Genomic DNA, 23,069 nt, shown 5'->3' with positions numbered 1-23,069 from the left:
GTTCAACCACGGCAAGCAATGGCGCGGGTTCGCCACCCGCTACGACAAACTCGGCATCGTCTACCGCGGGGCCGCGGTCCTGAACGCGATCATCAGATGGCTCCAACGGTTACGAGACACGCCCTAGCGGCGTCCCGAGGTGCAGGTAGACGTCGGTGTCAACCAAACCCGGGGCAGTCCTGTCCCGTGCGGCGTGCGGGTGCGGCGTGCGGCGGGGCGCGGGTCAGCGTACGTACAACACACCCAACGCCTCACACAGAAGAGATCCGCGACCATGCTTACCACTTGCCGCTATCATCGGCGCATGACGATGCTAGCTGCGGGGGACCTCGTGTCCGTTGGCGATGACCTTCAGGTCGCGGCCGCCTTGTTCCACAGCCTGTCGGACCCGTCGCGGTTGGCGATCTTGCAGCATTTGACGTGGGGGGAGCATCGGGTGCGGGACCTGACCGAGCATCTGGGGTTGGCGCAGTCGACGGTGAGTGCCCATCTGGGGTGTCTGCGGGAGTGCGGGCTGGTGTCGTCGCGTCCACAGGGCCGCGCTTCGGTGTTCTCGCTGGTGAGTGCTCCGGAGCTGCTGGCGGTGCTGGCGGCCGCGGAACGGCTGCTGGCCGCCACGGGCCAGGGGGTGGCGTTGTGCCCGAACTATGGGGTAGGCGCCACGGCGAACCCGGCACCGAACCAGCTCCTTGTGCACGGGGACGCGAAGGAGGTCCAGTGAGCGGGCGGGACTGTCAGGACCGCGACGAGGGCTTGTCGGCGTGTGGGTGCGACGTCCCCGTTGCCAAGACGTCCGACGATGACGACGACGTGGTGGAGCACCTGTGGCAGGTCCGCGACATCCAGTTCGGGCTGGTGTCGGGCGCGCTGCTGCTGGCGGGGTTCCTGTCCGGTTTGGCTGGCTGGGAGGCCGCCGAGCTCGGGTGGAGCGCGGCGGCGTTGCTGGTTGGCGGGTCGACGTTCGTGCCCGGCGCCCTGCGGAAACTCGCCAAAGGAAGGATCGGCGTCGGGCTGTTGATGACGATCGGTGCGGTCGGCGCCACCCTGTTGGGGCAGGTGCAGGAGGCCGCCACCCTGGCCTTCTTGTTCTCGTTGAGCGAGGGCCTGGAGGACTACTCGATCGCGAAGACCCGACACGGGCTGCGGGCGCTGCTCGAGCTGGTGCCCCGCGACGCGACAGTCCGTCGCGACGGCCGGGACGTTGTGGTCGCCCCGGACGACTTGGTCGTGGGCGACCTGATGGTGGTGCGGCCGGGGGAACGGTTGGCGACCGACGGTCTGCTGCGTACGGGACGCACGGCGCTGGACACCTCGGCCATCACCGGGGAGTCGATGCCGGTCGAGGTCGGCCCCGGGGAGCCGGTGTTCGCCGGCTCGATCAACGGTGCAGGCGTGCTCGAGGTCGAGGTCACCGCCACCGCGGAGGACAACTCGCTGGCCCGGATCGTGCACATCGTGGAGGCCGAGCAGTCGCGCAAGGGCGCCACGCAGCGGCTCGCGGACCGGATCGCCAGGCCGCTGGTGCCCGGCATCCTCATCACCGCTGCTGTCACCGTCGCGGTCGGGTTCCTGGTCGGGGACCCGATGCTGTGGGTGCAGCGAGCGCTGGTGATGGTGGTGGCCGCCTCGCCCTGTGCTTTGGCGATCTCGGTGCCGGTCACCGCGGTCGCCTCGATCGGCGCGTCCAGCCGCCGCGGAATCCTCATCAAGGGCGGTGCCGCCCTGGAAACCTTGAGCCGGGTCCGCACGATCGCCCTCGACAAAACCGGCACCCTGACCCGCAACCAACCGGCCGTGATCGACGTCGCCACCACCGGCGGCTACTCCCACGCCCAGGTGCTGGCGTGGGCGGCCGCCTTGGAGGTCCGTAGCGAACACCCGCTGGCCAGGGCGATCCTGGGCGCGACGGACACGGTGCGTGCCGCCGACGAGGTGACCGCCGAGGTCGGCGCCGGCCTGACCGGCACCGCCGACGGGCACAGCCTGCGGTTGGGACGGCCAGGCTGGATCGACGCCGGCCCGCTGGCCGGCGACGTGGCGCGCATGCAGCAGGCCGGCGCGACCGCGATCCTCGTCGAGGTCGACGGCCTCCCGGTCGGTGCGATCGCGGTGCGCGACGAACTGCGGCCCGAGACCGCCGAGGTCGTCGCACAACTCCGCTCCCGCGGGTACACCATCGCGATGCTGACCGGCGACAACCAGGCCACCGCCCGGGCGCTCGCCGCCGAAGCGGGCATCGACGAGGTCTACGCCGACCTGCGACCCGAGGACAAGTCCGCCATCATCGACCGGCTCCGGAGGCAGGGCCGCGCGACCGCGATGGTCGGCGACGGCGTCAACGACGCCCCCGCGCTGGCCACCGCCGACCTTGGGGTGGCGATGGGCGCCATGGGCACCGACGTGGCCATCGAAACCGCCGACGTCGCCCTGATGGGCGACGACCTGCGCCTGCTCCCGCACGCGTTCGACCACGCCCGCCACACCCGGGCGATCATGCTCCAGAACGTGGTCCTGTCGCTCGCTCTTATCGCGATCCTCATCCCACTCGCCTTGTTCGGGATTCTCGGCCTGGCGGCCGTCGTGCTGGTCCATGAGGTGGCCGAGGTGTTCGTGATCGCCAACGGCGTCCGCGCCGGCCGCACCACCCACCTGCCCACCCTCACCACGCCGACAAAACGCCCAGCTCTTGAAGGGGTAGCCGCGTGAGCGCCGGCCACGACCACGCGCCGGAAGGCACCCACCGCACGAAGCTCGCCATCGCGTTCGGGATCACCGCCACCATCTTGGTCGCCGAGGTCATCGGCGCCTGGTGGACCAACAGCCTCGCCCTGCTGGTCGACGCCGGGCACATGCTCACCGACGCCTCCGGGCTGTTGATGGCGCTCATCGCCGCCAGCCTCACGCTGCGGCCACCCACCCCCGAACGCACGTGGGGCTGGCGACGCGCCGAGGTGCTCGCCGCCGGAGCCCAGGCAGCAGTCCTGCTCGGGGTCGGCGGGTACGCGTTCATCGAGGGCGTCCAACGGCTGTTCGATCCCCCCGAGGTCACCGCGACCGGTCTGCTGGTGTTTGGCATCGTCGGACTGGTCGGCAACCTCGCCTCCATGCTGGTGCTGAACCCCGGCCGCGGCGCGAACCTCAACATGCGGGCCGCCTTCCTCGAAGTGGGCAACGACGCCCTCGGCTCGGTCGCGGTCATCGTCAGCGCCATCGTGATTGCCTCGACCGGCTGGACCCGGATCGACCCGCTGGCCGGCCTGCTGATCGCCGCCCTGATCGTCCCCCGCGCGATCACCATCCTGCGGGAGGCTGGCAGCATCCTGCTGGAGTCCACCCCGCCCGGACTGGACCTGGACGACGTCCGTCGACACCTCCTGGAGGTCCCGCACGTGGTGGGGGTCCACGACCTGCACGCCTCCACCATCGCCACCGGCCTGCCCATCCTCACCGCCCACGTCGTCGTCGAAGACGCCTGCTTCACCGACGGCCACGCCGCCCAAATGCTCGCCGACCTGCAAGCCTGCGTCGCCCACCACTTCGACGTCAGCGTGGAGCACTCCACCTTCCAACTCGAACCAACCACGCACAACGATTCCGAGCACGCCACGCATGACTGACCCGCTATAGACCCTAGTCGGGGGAACCTGAAGTTGGGCCAGTCCCCAGAATGACCTATCCCGTCGTGACGGACCTGGCCTGCGACGGGCTAGCGGTGACGGTCGCGTGTCGGGTCCTGGGCGTCGCCCGCTTGTTCGGCACACCGATGCGACGCTCATTGACCTCTCCGCGACACTCGGTGCCATCGCGGCGGTGGGCCCGTCCGAACAGGAGTGGGCCGCCGTCATGGGCCACAACGCCCAGCCCCTCTCCGGTCTCAGCGAAGCCAGTGGTCCAGGTTTTCGGCAATGAAGTCCTCGTCGAACAAGTCAGGGAAGCGTGCCCGGGCATTGGCGATCAGCTCGGACTGCCCGTGGGAGAGCGCCTCCCGTTCGCTGAGGCAGACCGCCGAACGCGCCAGCCCCTGTTGACGGAGCACTTCATTGACCCCGGCGACGCAGCCCTCGAAGCCGTGGGCCACGTCGAACACTGCGGCGTTGACTTCGACCAGGTCATTCCCGGTCGACAGGAGGTCGTCGGCGTGGGGCTCCTCTGCTACGGCGTGGTGGGTGAGCTCGGTGGCTCGCTTGGCGCCCACGGCGAACTGTCCCAGCAACCCGCCGGCACACCGGAGTTCGCGCACCTGCCCGCCGACAATGCGCCGGTGCGGCATGACCAGATCGGCCACGATGGCGTCGTCGTTGCCGGTCAGCAGGGCCACCTCCTGCCATCGATCGGACTCGAGGATGGCCACGGCCACGTCACGCGTCCGATAGCGATCGAAAGGCGCTGCCTTGATCCCCACCGTCGACGGCTGATCCACCAGCCGTCGCCAAAAGTCGAGCGACAGGCGCACCCCGCCGACGGACTCCTGCAGGTAGAAGCCGATCACTGGCAACGTGTCCCCGACCGCCCGGCTCTTGGCGAGCACGGCATCCTCTGTGACCTCCGCCATGCCGTTGCTGCACAGCAGTGCGGCATCGTAGCCCAGTTGGGCGGCGACGGCGGTCTCGGCATGTGCTTGGGCAACGTCACCACACACGCCCGCGACGAGGGTGATGTCGCGGCCCGCCGTGACGGTTTCGTCCTTGACCAGTGCCCAGACGTCCCGCAGGAGGGCTGGGTCGTGGTGCAGTTCGAACTGTGTGGTGTGGACGCCGACGGCCAGGCCGTCGACGCCCGCCGCGAGGTAGTAGCGGGTGACTGCCCGCTGGGCGTCCCAGTCAACGCGTCGCCCCGTATCGAGCAGCAGTGGCATGGCGGGGATGGCACCGTGCAGGTGGATGGTCATCAGAACCTTCCGTCGCGGGTCTGGAACTTCGTCGCCTTGCCGAGTTGGCGTCCTCCGGCGCCCACCCATTCGGCGACGAGGCTGACCGCCTGGTCCAACGTCGTTTGGGGGTATCCGAACAGGCCGTGGCAGCGAGCCGCGTTGCTCAGCAGTGCCTCGGGCGCCTCTTGGCCGACGAATGTGAGGTCGCGACGCAGGGCCGCCCCAAGGCGTGAGGCGAGGTGGCGGGTCGAGGCTGTCTCCGGGCCCGTCCCGTTCAGGATGAATGGCTCAGGGCTCCGGGCATGCTCGATCAACCGCAGGCTCCAGTCGGTGGAGTCGCGCTGCCACACCACGTTGACGGCACCCATGGTCACGTCGATCGCCTCGCCGGCCACGATCTTCGCGGCGAGGTCGGCGAGGACGCCATAGCGCAGTTCGACCGCATAGTTGAGCCTGTAGATGGCCACGGGGGTGCTCCAGGTGGCCGCTGCGTGGGTGAAGGCCTGCTCACGGGCGAGGCAGCTCTGCGCGTAGGTACCGACAGGACCGACCGGGTGCTGCTCAGTGCATCCCCCCGCGTGGGCCTGCGTGAAGGGGTAGACATTCCCCGAGCTGTAGACCACGGTCGGTACGCCGCGGTACCGGGCTGCTGCGAACCCGGGGACGACGGCGTTCATCCACCAGGTGAGGTGTGGGTTTGTGTTGCTGCCGAACTTGTGGCCGACCAAGTAGTAGACGGCGCCGGCGTCGGGGAGCCCGGCCCACGCGTCGGGGGCGGCCAGATCCGCGCTGATGCAGGTGACCCCGTGCGACTCGAGGCTGGCTCGCGCCTCGGTGTCCGACCAACGGGACACCGCGAAGACCTGCCGGTCGGCGGGAAGGGCGCGCCGCAGCATGCGGCACAAGGTCGGGCCAACCTTGCCGCCGGCACCTAGGACCACCACCGGGCCGGAGGTGGAGGCCAGCGAGAGTGCTACCGCCTCCGAGGGAGTGGAGAGGTGCTCATCGAGAGCTTCTTCGCTGTGCGTCATGTCGTGGGGGAGGTGCATGGTGGCGCCTGTCGTTGGGTGGGTGGCAAATGGAGCGGTCACGTGGTCGCCTTGGCGCGGGGATCGGCCAACACGGCGTTCAGGGCGTCGGCGACTTCCTGGGTGCCGTCGACGCGCATGAGTTCGTGTTGGCGCAACCAGATGACTGAAGCGCTGAAGCGAGCCGTCCCTGGCGTGGGCATCAGGCGGGACTCGGCCGCGATGGCGGGGATGTCGGCCATGCCCGGGTACCCGGCGTCGGTGTTGAGTCCCTCGGCGTGCAGGGCCTTGATGACCCACGCCTTGTCCACGCCCGCGTCGTGGGGGTCGATGTCGATCATGCCGAGGTGGCGGGTGTGGCGGGTCGTACCATCGGGGGAGGGCACCACGACACCGAGGCCGTCTCTGGCCAGGTACCCCGCTAGTTCCTGGGTGAAGGCCTCGCGGAACTGGATCTGTTCCGTGATGAGGTCGAGCCAGGGCAGCAGGACGGCGGCCTGGAACTCCGACATCCGGAGGTTCCAGCCAACGCGATGGTGCCCGTACCAGGCTCCGTCCCGGACACGGCCCACGTTGCACAGGGACCACGCAAGCTCGCCGAGCTCGGCGTCGCGCGTCGTGAGGATTCCTCCCTCGCCGGCCGTCATTGCCTTGGAGGCCTGGAAGGAGAAGGACGCGATGTTCCCGAGCGAACCGACGGGCCGTCCCTTGTAGGTGGCGCCGTGGGCCTGTGCCGCATCTTCGACGACCGGGATTCCCCACGAGGCCGCGATCGCGTTGATCTCGTCCATGGGACAGGGGGCTCCGGCGATGTGGACGACCATGATGGCCCGCGTGCGGGCGGACAGGGCCGGCTGAAGGGTTTCCCCCGTCAGGCATCCCAGCCGCGGGTCCACGTCCGCGATCACCGGTCGCGCCCCCATGAGCAGCACCGAGGTCGCCGAGGCGACGAAGGTGTAGCTCGGGACGACGACCTCGTCGCCGGGGCGAACGCCGACGGCCACCAGCGCCGCAGTCAGGCCCACGGTCCCGTTGACCGTGCACACCGCGGTGGGGCAGCCGTGCATGGCCGCGAATCGTGCGGCGAAGCGCTCGCAGAGGGGGCCAGTGGTGGCACCCCACCGCCCAGAGTCCAGCACCTCGAACAGGAGCTCGCGCTGGGCTGGTGTGGCCGCGGGCGGCCACACCAGGGGCGTCCCGCCCACCCGAGGTGGAGCTCCGTCGATGGCGAGGGTCATGCGTGCATCTCCTTCACGGTCAGGCGGTGTCCGAGCAGGCGCGCGAGAGTGCCGCCTGCCACGGAATCCCGCTCCGGGTCGGTCAGTTCGGCTGCGAGAAGTCGGCCGAGGGCCGGGCGCGGGTCGAAGAAGCACGCATCGCTGCCGTACACCACCCGGTCCGCCCCGACCAAACGCACCAGGCGCGTCAGCCACCGGCGGGTCAGCTGGGATCCGCAGATCTCGGCGATCAGATCGGGGTGGTCGGCCATGATCGCGGCCGTCCGGGTCAGGCCGTTCTCGACGAGTCCCGAGTGGCCAAGCAGGATGGGCATGCCGGCGTGCCGCTTGGACACCTCGGCCGCCAAGGCTGGGTCGCTCCACACCGATCCGGTGTGCGTGTGGGTGAGCACGGGCAGTCCGCGCTCTGCGGCGAACGCGAGTAGGGGCTCGTATCGTTCATCGGTGAGCTGGACCTGGTGCGTGTCGGGGTGGAGCTTCACCCCCCAGACGCCGGTGTGGTCCACGTCGTCGGAAAGGCGGGCGACGGCCTCCCTGTCGTGCGGGTCGCCCACCAGCCATACGCCGATGCGCCCCGCAAACTGTTCGGACGCCTCAAGTGCCAGCCTGTTGCCCGTTCGGGCGTCATGCCCGACCCCCAGCAGGTGGGAGACCCCGATCGCCGAGATCCCCACCCTGTCAAGGGTGGCGATGAGCCAGGCGGGGTCTGCGTGGGGGATGAAGAAATCCCCCCATGTGCCGAGGTGGCCGTGCGCGTCGAGGATCACTGGGCCTGACCTTCCAGCAGGCGCGCGGCGTTGCCCCACGCGATCAGCTCGACGTCGTTCTCGGGCAGGTCGAGAGACCTGAGGAGGAACGTCGGCCCGGCCTCATCGAGGAGGGGGCCGCCGGTTCCGAACACCAGTCGCTCCGCACCGAAGGCGCCTGCCAGCCACTCCACCCCGCCGGTCGTCAGGATCGTGCCGGTCTCGACGAGGATCGAAGGAGCCTCGTCCAGGAGTTCGGCGCACCTCCGGAGTTCCCGGTATCCCGGGTTGAGGGCGACGATGTTCAGCCCGGGGCGGGAGGCCGCCAGGCCGGCGACGGCGGCGAACCCGACCTCGGTCAGGTCGAGAGCCAAGGCGATGCCGTGCTCGGCGCAGGCGTCCCACCACCGGGACGCCGTGCGTGACAACAGGCTCCACCGGTGGCGAACGGGGCAGGCCCGCACGAGGCGGGCGCCCGATTGCAGCACGACCGACGGATCGGCCGGCCAGCCTGTGCCCGCGGGCGTGGGCACGACGATCGGGGTCAACCGGACGCGCGGGTGCGGCCCTGCGGCGAGCGGCTCCGCGCCGCCTTCGAGCGAACCGGCCCGACCGGACGGGTCTCCGAACAGTTGCCACGAGGCAACGGCCGAGCAGGACGCGACACCCAGTGCGGTGAGGTCGGACAGGAGTCCCTCGACGGTGTCGGTGGGGACGTCGTCGTGGGGGACTGGGCCGAGAACCCTATTGATGTCATGGATGCGCAGGTTGGTTCTTTCCATCCGGGTCAGCCCTTGATTCCGGTGGCGGCGATGGAGGATACGAGGTGCCGCTGCAGCGCGAAGAAGATGATCAGGCAGGGCACCACCGTGACGAACGCGCTCGCCATGACCTGCGCCCGGGCAACGGATTCGGTGTTGAGGGTGGCCAGGCCCACGGTGAGGGTGCGCATCGAATCCGACTGGGCGATGATCAGCGGCCACAGGAAGTCGTTCCAGTGCCAGAGGAACACGAAGATCCCGAGCGTGGCGAGGATCGGCTTGGTGAGCGGCAGGACAATCGTCCAGAACGTGCGCCACTCGCCGGCGCCGTCCACTGCAGCTGCGTCGAACAACTCGTTGGGGAGATCGCGGATGAACTGACGCATGAGGAAGACGGCCTGGCTGTTGGCCAGGGTCGGGATGATCAGGCCCCACATCGTGTCTACCCCGTCCATGCGCGTGACCAGCAGGAACATCGGGATCAGCGTGGCCTGAACCGGCACCATCAAGGTGGCCAGGAACGACCAGAAAATGATGTCCCGTCCGGGGAACCGCTTCTTCGCGAACGCGTAGCCGGCCATCGCCGCGGTGAGCAGGATGATGATGACCGACACCCCCGCGTACACGAACGAGTTCCAGGTCCAGCGGACGAAGTTGGCCGCCGACAACGTTGCGATGAAGTTGTCGATGGTGAACCGGCTCGGCCAAGCGACCGGGATCGTAGGCTCGTAGGCCGGGCTCAGGGCGAGCACCAGCACCGCCAGGAACGGCGTCACGGTGAAGAGCGTGAGGACCGTCGCGATGACGTGGGCCCACGTGATGGGGGACTTGCGCTGCATCAGGGCTCCTCTCGGTCGAGGACTCGTCTCTGCACCATGGAGATGAGGAACACGATCACGAACAGGATGACTCCGATCGCTGCGGCATAGCCGAAGTTGAAGAACTTGAAGCCGCTGTCATACAGGTAGTAGACGAGCGAGTAGCTAGCCCGGGCTGGTCCGCCGCCGGTCATCACGTAGATGGTGTCGAAGACCTGGAAGGCGCCGATCGTCTCGATGACGAGGACGAAGAACAGCGAGGGACGCAACAGGGGGAGCGTGATGTCGGTGAACTGGCGCCCCACAGAGGCGCCGTCGATGCGCGCCGACTCATAGAGCTCGCCCGGGATCGATTTCAGACCTGCCAGCAGGATCAGCATGGAGTAGCCGAAACCGCGCCAGGCCGACACTGCCGCCAGGCTCGTCAGGACCATGGGTTGGGCGCCGGTGAGGAACGGCACCGGTCCTAGGTTGATGACTCCCAGGGTGGCGTTCAGGGGGCCTTGGAGGTCGAAGATCCAGAGCCAGATGATGCCGGCCAGCACGAACGAGGTCACATAGGGAAGGAACAGGGTGCCGCGGAAGAAGCTCGAGCCCCACACGATGCGGTGCAGCACCAGGGCAGAGGCCAGCGCGATGAGCAGGATGAGCGGGACGTAGATCAGGGCATACAGCAGGGTGGTGGCCAGCGCATTGCGGGCGATGGTGCTGGTGAAGAAGTCGGCGTAGTTCTTCACGCCCACGAACTCGAACTCACCCGAGATCTTGTAGTCGGTCAGACTCAGGCCGAACGCGCCCAGCGTGGGGACGAAGCGGAACACCACGAAAAGCACGAGCATGGGTAGCACGAACAGCAGGCCGGCCATGGCCTGGCTCCTGACCTTGCTGGATCGGTAAATCCGGGTCCTGCCCTCTTGCGCGATCGACGTCATGGCTCTCTCTCGTGGAGGGTGCAGGCGGCCGAATCCGGCCGCCTGCACCCGTTGGTTGCGCCGGTCAGCCCTTGAGGACGGCGTTGGCTTCGGCCTCGGCGTCGGCTAGGGCTGCATCCACGGTCTTGGCGCCCTGAAGGGCGGACTGGATGTGCGGCTGAAGGGACGCCATGACCTGACGGGCCTTGGAGTTGATCTCGCCTGCTTTCGCGAAGGCGAGGGCCTCGGCGAACTTGGCGCCCACCTTGTCGGCGCTGTCCGGCTTGACGTCCTGGCGAGCGCTGAAGTACCCGGAAGCCTTGGAGAGCGTGGGGGCAAATTCGGCCGAGGAGAAGAACTTGGCCACGGTCGCGGCGCTCGCCTCGTCCTTGCTGATGGAGGTGCGGGTCAGCAGGCCCGGCAGACCGAACGCCACCTGCTCCTTGTTCTTGAGCGGTTCGCCGACCACGACGGCGTCCTCACCGAGGGCCTTGATCATGATGTCGGCCTCGGGCTTGACCAGCGCATAACCCATGGCGGTCTTGCCGGTGGAAAGCCCGCCCCCCTCGACCTTGTTGCCCTTGGTCGCCGCGTCAGCCGGGAGGCCGCCAACCTTCTGGAGGTCGACCAGGAACTGCAAGGTCTCCTTGCCCTCGGGGCTGTTGAAGGCGACGCTCCTGCCATCCTCGGCGAAGACCGAGCCGCCCGCCTGCCAGAGCAGGGGATAGAAGCTGAGGTTCAGCGTCATCTTGGCGTCACCGGAGTAGTCCATGATCGACACACCCTGCGCGGCGAGCTTCGGGGCGGCCGCCTTGACCTGGTCCCACGTGGTGGGCAGTTCGGTCACGCCGGCAGCGTCGAAGGCCTTCTTGTTGTACACGGTGGTGGTGATCGTGTGGTAGATCGGCACCGCGTAGACGTCGCCATCGACCGTCGCGGCTTCAACGGCTGACTTGAGGAACTTGTCCTCCTGGCCCTCGTACGCCTTCTTCAGGGAGGCGAGGCCGCCGGAGGCCTGGTACTGGGGAAGTTGGTCGGGGCCGAGCACGACGAGGTCGGGGCCCTTGCCGGACGCGATGGCGGTCGCCAACTTCTCGTCGCGGTTGTCCCAGGGCTGCTGTTCGATGACGAGGTCGATGCCCGCGTTGGCGGCCTCGAAGTCCTTCTCCGCCTGGCCCCAAAAGGCTTGCGACTTCGCGCTGTCGGCGATGACGGGATACATCCACATCGTCACCTTCTTGGTCTCTCCCTGCGCTGCCCCAGGGGTCGCTTGGGAGCCGGGGGACGCAGGCGAGGAACAAGCGGCAAGGGTCAAGGCCAGTGCCATGCTGGTGGTTGCGAGCAACTTCTTCATGGATCCTCCGGGAGTCGGGTGGAGTCGGCGTTTGGGTGCCTGAACGCACCCTCGAAAACGCTTTCTTTCGTGAGATGCTAGTGGCTGGGCATGGCTCTGGCTATGGCCCGTTGCAAGATCGTTATGAGGAGTGACCGTGCTGCACATAGGACTGGTCGGAGACGAGAGCACTCATGCACTCGACCTGGCATCCCTTCTCACCCGACGACCGCAGGAGGGGTTTCTCGCAGCCGTGGTGCGACCTGTTCGTGAGTGGTCGTGCGAAGCGGTCGCAACGGTGGAGGACTTGGTGGGCAAGGTCGACGTCGCCGTGATCACCACGCGGGATGGGCGCGACCACGCCCGCCAAGCTCTTCCGTTGCTGGAGGCGGGAATGCGTGTCTTCGTTGACAAGCCGTTCGCGACTCGGGTGGATGACGCGCTCGCCATGCTCACGATGGCACAACGCTCTGGGGGAGCAGTCACGTCGTTCTCTGCGCTCCGCTTCGCCCCTGAGGTGGCGCAGTTCAAGGGGTTGCCCATCACGGCACTGGAGGCGTCCGGCCCTGCAGATCCGTCGAGCCCCAACGCGGGCCTGGCCTTCTACGGCTGCCATGTGGTCGAGATGGCCCTCGAGATCCTCCCCATGGAGGGGGCTGTGGTCGAGAGGGCAGACGAGCCCGCGGTGCGTGTCCTGCGAGTGGCGGATGGCGCGGTCCCGGTCACGTTGAAACTCCTCGAACCCGGATCGCCCTTCCGGTTGGAGGCCGAACTCGAGGGTGGTGGACGCGTTTCCACCGACGTTCCCGTGGGGCCGGGGTACTTCGATGTGGCCGCGGAGCGGATCCTGTCCTTCTTGCAGGGCGCAGATGGCCTGCCCAGCCATGAGTTGGTCGCGTCGGTGCAGCTCCTCGCACATCTCCTTGAGTGACGTCGACCCAGAGAGAGTCTCCCGCTCTGCCCGGGGTGCGAAATGACGCCTTAGACTCCGGCCATGGCTGGGAATCTCAAACAGGTGGCCCGGGCTGCCCGGGTGTCACTGGCCACGGCATCCCGCGTCCTCTCGGGGAGCACCTACCCGGTGAGTCCCGAACTGCGGGAGCGTGTCCTGGCCGTTGCGGCCGAGCTCGACTACGTACCCAATGCCCAGGCCCGTGCTCTGATCTCTGGAAATGCTCGCACCGTTGGCATGCTCGTCGGCGAAGTCGGAGATCCCTACTTCGACGCCATGATCGACGGTGTCCATCGCGTGGCTGCCGAGGAGGGCTGCCTTGTGACCATCATCGGGACCTACCGCGACACCGAGAAGGAACTGGCGAGCTTCCGGCAGCTGCAATCACACGGGGCCAGCATCATCATCGTTGCCGGCTCGGGCATCGAGGAGAATGAGTACAGGACGGGGCTGGAGACCCGAATCGAATCCTTCGCCGGGATGGGGCGCGTCGTCGTCATGGGCCGGCACCACCTCAACCCCACGCTCAACGTCATCCGCGTGGAGGCAGACAACCGCGGCGCTGGTCGCCTTCTAGGGGAGCACCTCCGTGCACTCGGCCACACACACGTCGGCGTCCTGTCCGGCCGGGCCAACGTCACTTCGACCATCGACCGCATCACAGGCCTCACCGAGGGGTTGGGGCGCCGACCGTTGGTTGAGGAGGTTCCCCAGACTCGTGATGGCGGTTATGCGGGTGCTGCGGCGCTCGTCAGGCAGGATCCCGACCTCACCGCTATCGTCGGTACCGCGGACCAGATGGCGGTAGGTGCACTTGCCTACTGCAAGGACCACGGCATCTCGGTGCCGCAGGACATGTCGGTCGCGGGCTGCAACGACATCTGGGTCTCCCGTGACCTCACCCCATCCTTGACCACAGTGCACTTCCCGTTGGCCGAGATGGGAGCCGCAGGGCTGCGTCTGGCCCTGGCGACTCCAGTGGGGGGAGCGGGCAGTCAGACGTTCAAGGTGCATTTGGTCGCGCGAGGGTCGACCGGTCCCTCACCCGACGAACAGAGCGGGGACTGAGGGCTGTCGATGTCTCGGTGATGCTTCGGTTGTGGTCATGGTTCCCACGGGGTGCCGGGTGCGACAACGTCGAGCACCTGAAACGTGCCGTCGAAGACCAAGCCCCGCTCGACGTGTTGGGCGACGTAGGCTGCCGATGCCGCCGGCAGCACGGTGCCGTCCGGGAGCCGTGCGTCACAGATCTCACCTGTGGCCGGGCGGACCCAGCGGGGCGCCGCTTCGTCCGAGGTGGGGAACGCCAGCCGCAGCGCAGTCACGTGGAGGCCGAACTGGGTGGCGTACAGGGCACCAGCAGCCTCGGCGACCCGCTTGCTGAAGCCGTAGGGCAACGTGGAATCTGGATCTTGTGTGGATACCTCGGGCATCAGTTGTACGCCGAAACGGGCGTGGACCGAAAGGGTGCTGCCGTACACGAATCGACTCACGCCGGCGAGGCGTCCCTGCTGCAAGGCGACCCACCAGGAGCCCACATTGATGGCCCAGGCTTCACGTAGCACGGCCGGTTCGGTCTGGTCGTCGCCGCGCGGAACAACTACGGCCATATGGATGATGGCGTCCATCCCTGCGACGGCGGCGGCCACCATGTCAGGCGACATCGCATCACCGACGATGTCCGCCGGCTGCGCGCGGTCGAACGTCGTCACTTCATGAAGCTTCCGAAGGTGCGGCACCACCCACTGGGCGACCCGTCCGGCCCCGCCGATGACCAGGACGCGCATGGCTCAGCGCACCCCCCGAGCCGGGGCATCGCATCGTCTGTCGTGCATGGCTCTTCCTTCTGAGATCTGGGCGGGTCAGGCGACCTCAAGGTCGCAAGGTGGTCCAGCAGTGGGCTTCTCGCTGTTGCGGGAAACCCACTGCTGTCCAACTGTGTCAACCTTGCAGCGTGTGGTCAGGGTTTGCCTGCGTTCGGCTGACCCGGCACGTTCCCGCAGCCTGGGCGTCCGCCGTTGCCCTTTTCGTTCTCGCCGTGATCCCCGCAGCCCTTGTCCCAGCGGACCGGCACAACGACCGACTGGGTCGCCTCGACGTTGCCCGCCCCATCGATCGACCGGTATGCGACCGTGAAGCTGCCTCCGGTGGCAAAGGTGATGGGCTGGGAGTAGGTCGTCCAGGCACCGGCGTCGACCCGGTACTCGGTTCGGGCCAAGCCTGAGTCACCGGCGTCGGTGGTGGTCAAGGTCACCGAGACGTCAGCGGGACGCCCCCGGGCCCCGACCACGGCCGCCTTCGTGGTCGGTGCGACGGAGTCGTCGATGGTGAACGTGCCGCCACCGATCTGCCCCCGGGTCATCGGACGCGAGGCCGTCACCTCATAGTCGCCTCGAGGCAGTGGCCCGGAGAACGGGACGTCGACCGACCCGTCGGCGTCCGTCGTGACCACGCCGAGCTCGACGGGCTTCGGACGCAGCCAGACGTCCAGCGGTTCGTGGGCGCCGAATCCGCGCAGCTGCGCTACGCGTCCGCCGTTGCCGTCCTCGACGACGGTCACCGTGGCGGTAGGACGTCCGTCGAGGAAGTCCATCCGCTGGAAGGCGAGGTCACGGGCGAAGTAGGCCGAACCGCTCGAGTGCAGGAAGCCGTGAGAAGTCGGCCGGACGTACCGCGCCCGGGTGAGCGTCTCCTCGTTGATGATCCACATGGCAGCCTGGTTCACGACTGTCAGGTCCCTGTAGTACGGGTCCATCCAGAGGACTCCGCCGCCGTGGGCGTAGGCGATGGTGTCCCACGGGTAGTTGAGCTCAACGTCTTGGTGGCGAGGACCGCACCGGTCGCCGGGTCCATCTTCACCAGAGTGGCGGGGCTGTGCACCCACAGATGGCCGGACTGGTCGAGGATGGGTGCTCCGAACGATCCCTCCCCGGGGACCGGCTTCACCTGCCACAGGACCTTGCGCTGCTCGATGTCGTAGGCGAAGACGTAGCCGTCCTTCTCGGTGGGGCGGTCCGCCCCGACGCCGCCGTAGACGCTGGTGCTGCCGTACAAGATGCCGTCGTGGTAGCCGAGGCCGACGATCGAGTGGTCCGGGACGACCTCCTCGAAGTGGTACTCACCGGTCTCGGTGTCGAGGAGGGTGAGGCCGCCGCCGAACTTGCCGTTGGACGGCACGGTTCCGATCGCGAGGTATTGACCGGCCGAGACCATGGCGTACGGACGCGACTGTTCGAGCTCCCTGAGCCGCAGGACGCGCCGGGGGTTGACCCCCGTGACGGCCGGCTCCGACGGGTCGAAACGCCAGATGTCGGCGCCCGGGTAGGTGCCGACGTACAGGGCGCCGGCATGGGTGGTCATTCCCTCGGCCTGGCCGACCTCGGGGGCGAACGCGACCTTCTCACCGGTCCTCGGGTCGTAGGACGCGAGCCCGCCGTTCAGGTAGCTGCCTGCGTACACCTTGCCGTCGGGACCCTCGGCGATCGAACGGATCGGGGCGGGAGCGCCCACGGCGTCCGCCCTCATGGTCTCGGACTTGCCGGTCGCCGGGTCATAGCGCAGGACGTTGCCCTCGTAGTCGCTGCCGATCAGCGTCTCGCCGGGGAAGTCGGGCAGTCCGAGCCGGAGGAAACCGAAGGCGCGCATGTCCTTGAGACCGGTGACGCCGGTGGCGGTGTACGTGCGGTCCTGCAGGTCATAGCGGTAGAGCTGCTGCTCCTTGACGAAGTATGTGCTGCGGCCATCGGGTGAGACCTCCGACATGCGCAGGCCGTGGACGCCCGGGATCGCGTCGATCCACTCCTCAGTCGTCAGGTCCATGACGTGGAGGGAGGAGGGCTTGTCGCCGAAGCGGGCGAACATCAGGTTCCCTCGGACGTCAAGGTCATATCCGGTGACCGTGGGGTCGGCCCCGGTCGGGAGCGTCATCCGAGTGTACTGGCGGGTCGTCGGGTCGAGGCGGACTAGGCCGGGGCGCAGGCCCTCAAGGCCGTAGACCTGCCCGTTGGGCGCGATGGCGGTGCCGTGAATGAGCAGCGGCTCGCCGATCGAGTTGGGGCCGTAGTCGGTGAACGACTTGGCGTCGGGATCCCAGGAGAACAGGTGGCCGCCCACCTGGCCGGTCCCTCCGAAGACCGTGCCGTCCTCGGTGATGTCGAGCGACCAGATGAACGTCTCCCCCGGCACCGCCTGACCGAGGTTCTCGATCGTCGGCTGCCCGGGGATCCAACGGAACAGGCTGCCGTTGCCGTAGGCGCCGCTGTAGACCTCGCCGTTCGGGCCGACGTCCACGATCCAAGAGCCGCCCGCGCCCGGCATGGGGGCCTCGAAAACGCGTTGGCCGGTCCGCGCGTCGACGGCGCTGAAGTAGGCGGTCGAACCAGAGGAGACGTAGTAGAGCAACGGCTCGCCGTTCGCGCCATAGCCGAGGTGGGACCCCGGGGCGGTGACGCCGGTCAGCGGCATCCCCTCCAACGAGGTGAACCTGGTCGGGGGAACCACTGCCTCGGCCGGCGCGGCCGACGTTGTGAGGAGTCCCCCGACCAGAAGGAGTGAGGTGAGCAGGCGTGCTGCCGTGTGCTTCATGCTTATCCCTTCGTCGCGGATCCGTCAGTGGAGGCGCCGGCGTATCACTGCGCCGCTTCAAGCAAGCCATCTGGCGATAGCTTGAGAAAAGGTTCTCTGAGGCTAGCAAGGGTTTGCCGAGGGGGGAAGGGGTGATGTTCGGATGGTGGCGGACGGATGGCCTCCGGAGCGCGAACGGCGCCCTCATCGAGCCCATGAAAGCTGCCGAGGAAGTGCCTGGGCTGCTTGACCACGTGCACTTGGGGACTGGGTCGACCAGCCCGAGGTGGAGGTGGCCAGCCTGTTCGCCCCGACCGGCGGGCCGGTTCTCACCGACCTGATCGAACGCCGCCGCGCCGGCCGGGTCGACTCCTACGTGTTGCGTGAGGTCGGTGCCGATCCGTCCGGCCGGCCTGTCGCCGGTCTCTCCGCCGCGGGAGGCGGACGAACCAGCGTCCCGGTCGTGGTCTGCGAGTACGAGGGCACACAGGAGAACGGCTGCTACCGGTACCAGGTCGTCGGCGAGGTCACCATCGACCGGGCCCGCGGAGCAACCGGCACCTGGTTGATCGAGTCGGCGACGAAGGTCGGATAGGGGCCGACTCCTGGCCCCGGACCAGGGTCCACCTCAGCACCACCGAGCCCGTGGGAGTGCCGGGTCAGTGGGCGACGTGGAAGCGGCGTCGGGGGTGCCTGGGCTGCTCGATCTCGTCGAGGACCGCCAGGGCCAGGTCGGCCGCCGAGATCTGCGAGCTGCCATCGGGGCTGCGGAGCAGGACGTCGTCGCTCGTGCGGTACTCGCCGGTCTCGGTGCTGGGAACCCAGGCGCCGAACTCGGCCGGCGGGCTGAGGTAGAACCAGTCCAGGTCGTCGCCGGTCGCCTTCAGCACCTCGAGCTTGTGGATGCCGAGGTCGGCCTCGGGGCGGACCTCGTCGGGCAGCGGGTCGGCGTCGATGAGGCGGGGCCCGTCCGGTGAGACGAGCAGCGAGGAGGCCCCGCCGAGAATGCCGAGCCTCGTCCCGTGCTCCCGGGCGAGGGCGAGCACCTGGTCGAAGACGCCTTCCACCTTGCCGGCCATGTCCCCGCGCGGGGAGAGCGCCTCGAACACGACGTCGGCGTCGGTGAATGCCTGATGCAGGACTCCGGGCTCCAGCACGGAGCCCGTCAGGTACGTCACGCCCGGGAGCGGCTCGGCGGGGGCGGTGCGGCTGACGGAGAGGACCTGATGGCCCCGGCGAGCAGCCTCGCGAACGACGGCGCCGCCGGCGTAGCCGGTTCCTCCGAGGACGGTGATGCGGATCATGTGCAGTTTCCCTTCGTGCGGGTCCGGCGTCACCCTGGTCCTCGTCTCTCGTCGCTGACCGCAAGGACCGGCAGAGGCGGCTTGGGGGTCGTGAGCACGAAGTCGCGCAGGGCGTAGCCGGCGGTGAGGTCCTCCCAGTGCATCACCGGGGCCTTCGCGACCACCAGTTCGTGGCGGAGCAGCCGGGTGAGCAGGATGTCGGTCTCCTGGATCGCCAGCGAGTTGCCCGGGCACTTGTGGTGACCGTCGCCGAAACTCATCACCTCAGGGCCGATCCCGCGCGGCAGCGGACGCCCGGGGCGCATGTCCAGCGGGCACTCGCCCACCGTGGACGCGTCGCTGTTCGCCTGACGCACGTACAGATCGATCAACTGGCCCCTGCGGATGGCCACCGTCTCCCCGTCGACCGTGAGGTCGAGGTCCCGCGCCGCCCGCCGGTAGAGGTGCCCGATGATGGGCTCGAGCCGGAGGATCTCGTGGAGGATGTCGAACCGCTCCTCCTCCTCGCCGGCGAGGTACCGGGCGCGGAGGTCGGCGTCCGCGAGCAGGTGCAGGACGGTCATGGAGATGAACTCGCGGGTCGTGGCCATGCCGGCGGCCCCGTAGGTGACGCACTCGATGAGGATGGCCGGCTCCCGGTAGCCCTCGGCGAGCAGGTGGCTGATGACGTCCTCACCCGGCGCCTTGCGGCGCGCCACGATGGCGGGCCGGACGTCCGCCAGGTGGAAGGCCGCCATCGGCGCGTGGCTGCGGACCGAGCGCCACACGCTCCTCAGGCGTCCCTCCGGGGCGGAGCCGGGGCTCCAGTCCGGCTGGGCGAACAACCGCTCCAGCCTCCGGGCCATCCCCTTGGCGTTGGAGTTGGTCAGGCCGATCACCTGGGCCGCCACCTCGGTGGAGTACTGCAGGCTCAGGTCGTCGAGCCGGAAGGTGGTCGCCGCGAGGGCGTCCGCCACGAGGGCGTCCGCGCGCTCCTCCATGAGACGGCGGTAGCGGTTCGTGACCGTCTTCGGCGCGAAGAAGCGCGCGACCTTGGTGCGCTGCCTGCGGTGCTCGTCGCCGTCCATGAACAGGATCGGACGCTCGCCCACGCTCTCCGGCATCAGTTCGGCGCTGAAGCCCGCCTGGGTGGCGGCGTCCTTCTCGCGCAGTACCTGGCGCACCGCCTCGGTGGTGCGGAGGTGCCAGACGTTCCCCACGAGCTCGGCGGCCGGCGACGACGCCTCCCCGGGACGGTGGGACACGCGACGGTCCACGCTATCGACGCTCATGCACCGAGCGTACCGACCCCCCCACGGTGCGGACGTCGACTGTCGGTCACCGGTGCACGTGTGCAGGGCGAGGGGCGTTTTCGTCGGGTGCAAGACTGGTGGGGTGACCCAGACGCCAACGCCGCACGTGCGCGTGGAGGGGTTGTCCCGGCACTTCGGAGCCGGTGAGTCGCGCGTCGAGGTGCTCCACGACGTGACGTTCTCGGTCGCCCGGGGAGCGCGCTGCGTCATCGTCGGCGCCTCCGGGTCCGGGAAGTCCACCCTGCTCAACGCCATCGGCGGCCTCGACGCTCCTGACGCCGGGACGATCCATGTCGCGGGGGAGCAGGTGACGGGGAGGTCACCCAGGGAGTTGACGCGCTACCGCCGCGCGCACGTCGGGTTCGTGTTCCAGTTCTACAACCTCGTCCCGGACCTGACAGTGACCGAGAACATCCAGGTGACCGCGCAGCTCGTCCGTCGCCCCCTGGACATCGACGAGCTGCTCGAGCACCTGGGCCTGACCCAGCACCGGCACAAGTTCCCCGCGCAGCTCTCGGGCGGCCAGCAGCAGCGGTGCGCGATCGCCCGGGCCCTGGTCAAGGGCTCCGACCTCCTGCTCGCCGACGAGCCCACCGGGGCGCTGGACCGGCACACCTCCCAGCAGATGCTCGAGGTCCTGGACGACGTCCACCGGCGGTACGGCGCCACCCTCGTCATGGTCACGCATAACGAGGCCATCACGGCCCTCGCCGACCAGGTCATCGAACTGCGCGACGGGCGCATCGTCCGCGACCGGCTCAACCCCCATCCGCTCGCGGCCCGGGACCTCGACTGGTGAACAGGGACGCCGTGGCCCTCGGCCTCCGCCGCCAGTGGCGCGGCTTCCGCTCCACGTGGGCGCGCTGGACCGCGATAGCCGTGCTCCTGACCGTCGGGCTGGGCGTGGTGGTGGGGCTCCTGACCTCGGCGTCCGCCACGCTGGGCGCGCTGGAACGCGGCGCGCGCGAGGGACAGCTCGCCGACGGCATGGTCGTCACCGAGATCCCACTGACGGAGCAGCAGGTCGCCGACGTGGAGGCGCTGGGGGCGCGCATCGTCCCGACGCCGTTCGTCGACGTCCCGGGGCGGACCGCGGGCACCGACACGACCGTGCGCGTGCTCCGCGCGGACCAGGCGTTGAGCCGTCCCACGCTGGACGCCGGCGTCCTGCCCTCGGCCGACGACGAGGGCATGGTCGAGAAACTGCACGCCCGGGTGCACGGCCTGGGCGTGGGTGACACCCTGGCGGTTGACGGCCGCACCCTGCGGATCACCGGGATCGGCAGCCTTCCCGACTACGCCTCGGTCACCCCCCACGTGGGCCAGTCGGGCGACCCCGAGCTGTTCGCGCTGGTGATGGTGGCTCCGGACGCCTTCGAGGAGGTGGCGGCCGCCCACCCGCGTGCCGTCTCGTGGGTGTACGGCTACGCCCTCGAAGGCGCCACCCACGAGCAGGTGCGCCGCCTCCTGGGCGAGGCGACCCTGGATCCGGCGAGGGCGTCCAACCCCTACGTCGCCGTGGCCACGGACGCCGCCCGCGCTGCCGGCCTGCCCGTCAGCTACCCGGCGGTGTCGCTGTTCCTGCCGGCCGACGACAACCCGCGCATCAACGGGGCCATCTCGGACGCCCGCACCACGATGGCCGTCACCCTGGTCACGACCGTCCTCGTCCTGCTGCTCGTCGCCTACGTCCTCGCCGAGTTCTCCCGGGACCGGATCGTCCGTGACTCCGTGGTCATCGGCACCCAGTCGGCCCACGGCACCAGCGAGCGCGCCCTGCTGGCCCACTACCTGGTCCTGCCGCTGGCCGTCACGCTCGCCGGCTCGCTGCTGGGGCTCCTGCTGGGCCGGGCGCTGGCCCCCTTCCTCGGACTGGTCACCGACTACTACTCGTTCCCCGCGGCCCCGGTCGAACCCACCCCGCTGGTCGCGCTGCTGAGCATCGTGACACCCGTGACCCTGGTGACGGCGGTCAACGCCCTCGTCATCCGGGCCGCGCTGGGCCGCCCCACGCAGGAGCTGTTGCGTCCCCAGCCGGCCGGCGGGCCGGGCCTGCCGGTGCGCCTGGACCGGCTGCCCTTCGTGAGCATGTTCCGGTTGCGTCAGGCGCTCCGCACCCCCGGCAGCTACCTCCTCATCGCCGCGGGCACGTTCCTGTGCATCCTCCTGCTGGTCTTCGGGCTCGGGATGCGAAGCTCGATGGACACCTACCTGACCCGCGCCGAGGACGAACTCCTCTTCCACGACTTCTACACCCTGCGGTTCCCCGACCTGGCCGCCGTTCCGCCCGGAGGGCACGAGGCCGTGGCCGTCCCCCTGCGGGTGGTCGGGGCGGACGGGCTGCCGGGGGAGTCGCTGACCGTGCTCGGCGTGCCCGCCGACAATCCCTACTTCGCGGTGGACGTGGACGCCCTGGGGGCGCAGGAGCTGGTGATCTCGCGGGCCGCGGCCCACAAGTACCGGCTGGGAGCAGGCGACACCCTCACCCTCCACGATGGGGAGCTCTCGTGGGCCTTCGACGTCGTGGGCGTCTCCGACTACACCACCTCGGCGTTCGGGTTCACGACCCCGGAGCACGCGCGGGCGTTGGTGGATCCGGCGGTCCTGCTCGCGGCCCGGTCGATGGCCGGCGCCGGCGCCCGCCCGGGCGCGGACGACGACGGCGTCGTGCCCTACTACAACGCCGTGTTCTCCGACCAGCCCCTGGACATCGACCCCGACCGGCTGGTCAGCCACAGCACGCGCGAGGAGATGCTCGGTGGCGTGGAGAAGTTCAACGCCCTCCTGTCACGCATCGTGGCGCTCGTCTCGTGGTCGTCCATGTTGATCATGGTGGTGGTGCTCTACGTGCTCGTCCGCCTGGTGGTGGCCCGTCAGTGGTACTCGATCTCGCTGCTGAAGGCGCTGGGCTACAGCGATCGTGAGGTGGGCAGGCTCTACCTCGACAACTACCTGTGGCTGGTGGCGGCGAGCGTCGCCATCGCCGTCCCGACGTCGGTGGCCATCATGGGCGAGGTCTGGCGGCTGATGACGGCCCACCTGCCGATCGGCATCCCGTTCCTGGTCACCCCGGGTGACGTGGCCCTGATGGCCGGGCTCGCGCTGGGCGCCTATGCCGTGGTGCGCGTGGCCACGGCCCGTGACACCAGGACGGTGCCCGTGACGGAGGTGCTGAAGTTCCGGGAGTAGGGCCCACAGGCGAGGGCCAGCCGGGCGGCGCCGAGGCGCTCCGGCCGGCCCACGCGCGGGACCG

At 68.9% G+C, this 23,069-nt stretch carries 21 protein-coding genes; 8 read left to right on the top strand and 13 right to left on the bottom strand.

The window, feature by feature from the left end:
- Positions 1-304 precede the first annotated feature (304 nt).
- From ET989_RS12915 to ET989_RS12905, 3 genes are read left to right on the top strand one after another with little or no spacing between them, the layout of a single operon-like run.
- Positions 305-721, top strand: a complete 417-nt coding sequence (locus tag ET989_RS12915; protein ID WP_180320790.1) for an ArsR/SmtB family transcription factor — start codon at positions 305-307, stop codon at positions 719-721.
- A complete protein-coding gene (locus tag ET989_RS12910; RefSeq protein WP_131169643.1) occupies positions 718-2,706 on the top strand; it encodes a heavy metal translocating P-type ATPase in 1,989 nt (662 codons plus the stop codon). Before ET989_RS12915 ends, ET989_RS12910 begins: the two co-directional genes overlap by 4 nt.
- The gene (locus ET989_RS12905; protein WP_131169641.1) at positions 2,703-3,617 is read left to right on the top strand and encodes a cation diffusion facilitator family transporter; all 915 of its coding nucleotides are present in this window, start codon (positions 2,703-2,705) and stop codon (positions 3,615-3,617) included. The genes ET989_RS12910 and ET989_RS12905 overlap by 4 nt, the downstream gene beginning before the upstream one ends.
- A 257-nt stretch (positions 3,618-3,874) precedes the next feature.
- Here ET989_RS12905 and ET989_RS12900 read toward each other — a convergent pair whose 3' ends face one another.
- From ET989_RS12900 to ET989_RS12865, 8 genes are all read right to left on the bottom strand, one after another.
- Positions 3,875-4,888 carry a dihydrodipicolinate synthase family protein gene (locus ET989_RS12900; protein WP_131169639.1) on the bottom strand — a complete coding sequence of 338 codons (1,014 nt, stop codon included), beginning with the start codon at positions 4,886-4,888 and terminating at the stop codon, positions 3,875-3,877.
- Positions 4,888-5,919 carry an NAD-dependent epimerase/dehydratase family protein gene (locus tag ET989_RS12895; RefSeq protein ID WP_241656348.1) on the bottom strand — a complete coding sequence of 344 codons (1,032 nt, stop codon included), beginning with the start codon at positions 5,917-5,919 and terminating at the stop codon, positions 4,888-4,890. Before ET989_RS12895 ends, ET989_RS12900 begins: the two co-directional genes overlap by 1 nt.
- 38 nt (positions 5,920-5,957) lie before the next feature.
- Entirely contained in the window at positions 5,958-7,136 is a 1,179-nt protein-coding gene (locus ET989_RS12890; RefSeq protein ID WP_131169637.1) for a DegT/DnrJ/EryC1/StrS family aminotransferase, read from the bottom strand.
- The gene (locus tag ET989_RS12885) at positions 7,133-7,903 is read right to left on the bottom strand and encodes an amidohydrolase family protein (protein WP_131169635.1); all 771 of its coding nucleotides are present in this window, start codon (positions 7,901-7,903) and stop codon (positions 7,133-7,135) included. Before ET989_RS12885 ends, ET989_RS12890 begins: the two co-directional genes overlap by 4 nt.
- Positions 7,900-8,664, bottom strand: coding sequence for an amidohydrolase family protein (locus tag ET989_RS12880; protein WP_131169633.1), 765 nt, complete (start codon positions 8,662-8,664; stop codon positions 7,900-7,902). The genes ET989_RS12885 and ET989_RS12880 overlap by 4 nt, the downstream gene beginning before the upstream one ends.
- Before the next feature lie 5 nt (positions 8,665-8,669).
- Positions 8,670-9,482, bottom strand: coding sequence for a carbohydrate ABC transporter permease (locus ET989_RS12875; protein ID WP_131169631.1), 813 nt, complete (start codon positions 9,480-9,482; stop codon positions 8,670-8,672).
- Positions 9,482-10,327 (bottom strand): carbohydrate ABC transporter permease, encoded by an 846-nt coding sequence (locus ET989_RS12870; RefSeq protein WP_241656347.1) that lies wholly within the window; start codon positions 10,325-10,327, stop codon positions 9,482-9,484. Before ET989_RS12870 ends, ET989_RS12875 begins: the two co-directional genes overlap by 1 nt.
- A 130-nt stretch (positions 10,328-10,457) precedes the next feature.
- Positions 10,458-11,594 (bottom strand): extracellular solute-binding protein, encoded by a 1,137-nt coding sequence (locus ET989_RS12865; protein ID WP_206662360.1) that lies wholly within the window; start codon positions 11,592-11,594, stop codon positions 10,458-10,460.
- A 268-nt stretch (positions 11,595-11,862) separates the two neighbouring features.
- Between ET989_RS12865 and ET989_RS12860 the strand changes: the two genes are divergently transcribed.
- On the top strand, positions 11,863-12,636 hold the full coding sequence (locus ET989_RS12860) for a Gfo/Idh/MocA family oxidoreductase (protein WP_165490173.1): 774 nt from the start codon (positions 11,863-11,865) through the stop codon (positions 12,634-12,636).
- 63 nt (positions 12,637-12,699) lie between these two features.
- Entirely contained in the window at positions 12,700-13,725 is a 1,026-nt protein-coding gene (locus ET989_RS12855) for a LacI family DNA-binding transcriptional regulator (RefSeq protein ID WP_131169624.1), read from the top strand.
- 35 nt (positions 13,726-13,760) lie between these two features.
- Here ET989_RS12855 and ET989_RS12850 read toward each other — a convergent pair whose 3' ends face one another.
- The 3 genes from ET989_RS12850 to ET989_RS12840 form a co-directional block, all read right to left on the bottom strand.
- On the bottom strand, positions 13,761-14,444 hold the full coding sequence (locus tag ET989_RS12850) for an NAD-dependent epimerase/dehydratase family protein (protein ID WP_131169622.1): 684 nt from the start codon (positions 14,442-14,444) through the stop codon (positions 13,761-13,763).
- Between the two features lie 173 nt (positions 14,445-14,617).
- A complete protein-coding gene (locus tag ET989_RS12845; protein WP_131169620.1) occupies positions 14,618-15,382 on the bottom strand; it encodes an OmpL47-type beta-barrel domain-containing protein in 765 nt (254 codons plus the stop codon).
- Between the two features lie 5 nt (positions 15,383-15,387).
- Positions 15,388-17,241, bottom strand: coding sequence for an outer membrane protein assembly factor BamB family protein (locus ET989_RS12840; RefSeq protein WP_131169618.1), 1,854 nt, complete (start codon positions 17,239-17,241; stop codon positions 15,388-15,390).
- A 271-nt stretch (positions 17,242-17,512) separates the two neighbouring features.
- Here ET989_RS12840 and ET989_RS12835 point away from each other — a divergent pair, with 271 nt between their 5' ends.
- A complete protein-coding gene (locus ET989_RS12835) occupies positions 17,513-17,815 on the top strand; it encodes a hypothetical protein (RefSeq protein ID WP_131169615.1) in 303 nt (100 codons plus the stop codon).
- Between the two features lie 64 nt (positions 17,816-17,879).
- Here ET989_RS12835 and ET989_RS12830 read toward each other — a convergent pair whose 3' ends face one another.
- Positions 17,880-18,524: an NAD(P)-dependent oxidoreductase gene (locus ET989_RS12830; protein WP_131169613.1), complete on the bottom strand. Its 645-nt coding sequence runs from the start codon at positions 18,522-18,524 to the stop codon at positions 17,880-17,882.
- Between the two features lie 29 nt (positions 18,525-18,553).
- Complete coding sequence (locus ET989_RS12825) at positions 18,554-19,795, bottom strand: cytochrome P450 (protein ID WP_131169611.1); 1,242 nt, start codon at positions 19,793-19,795, stop codon at positions 18,554-18,556.
- Positions 19,796-19,898: 103 nt separating this feature from the next.
- Between ET989_RS12825 and ET989_RS12820 the strand changes: the two genes are divergently transcribed.
- Positions 19,899-20,615: an ABC transporter ATP-binding protein gene (locus ET989_RS12820; RefSeq protein WP_182818609.1), complete on the top strand. Its 717-nt coding sequence runs from the start codon at positions 19,899-19,901 to the stop codon at positions 20,613-20,615.
- Complete coding sequence (locus ET989_RS12815) at positions 20,612-23,005, top strand: FtsX-like permease family protein (RefSeq protein ID WP_131169606.1); 2,394 nt, start codon at positions 20,612-20,614, stop codon at positions 23,003-23,005. The genes ET989_RS12820 and ET989_RS12815 overlap by 4 nt, the downstream gene beginning before the upstream one ends.
- Positions 23,006-23,069 lie beyond the last annotated feature (64 nt).

The sequence above is a fragment of the Propioniciclava sinopodophylli genome (assembly GCF_004324755.1).
Lineage (GTDB): Bacteria > Actinomycetota > Actinomycetes > Propionibacteriales > Propionibacteriaceae > Propioniciclava > Propioniciclava sinopodophylli.
This window is presented reverse-complemented; position numbering and strand designations above follow the sequence as displayed.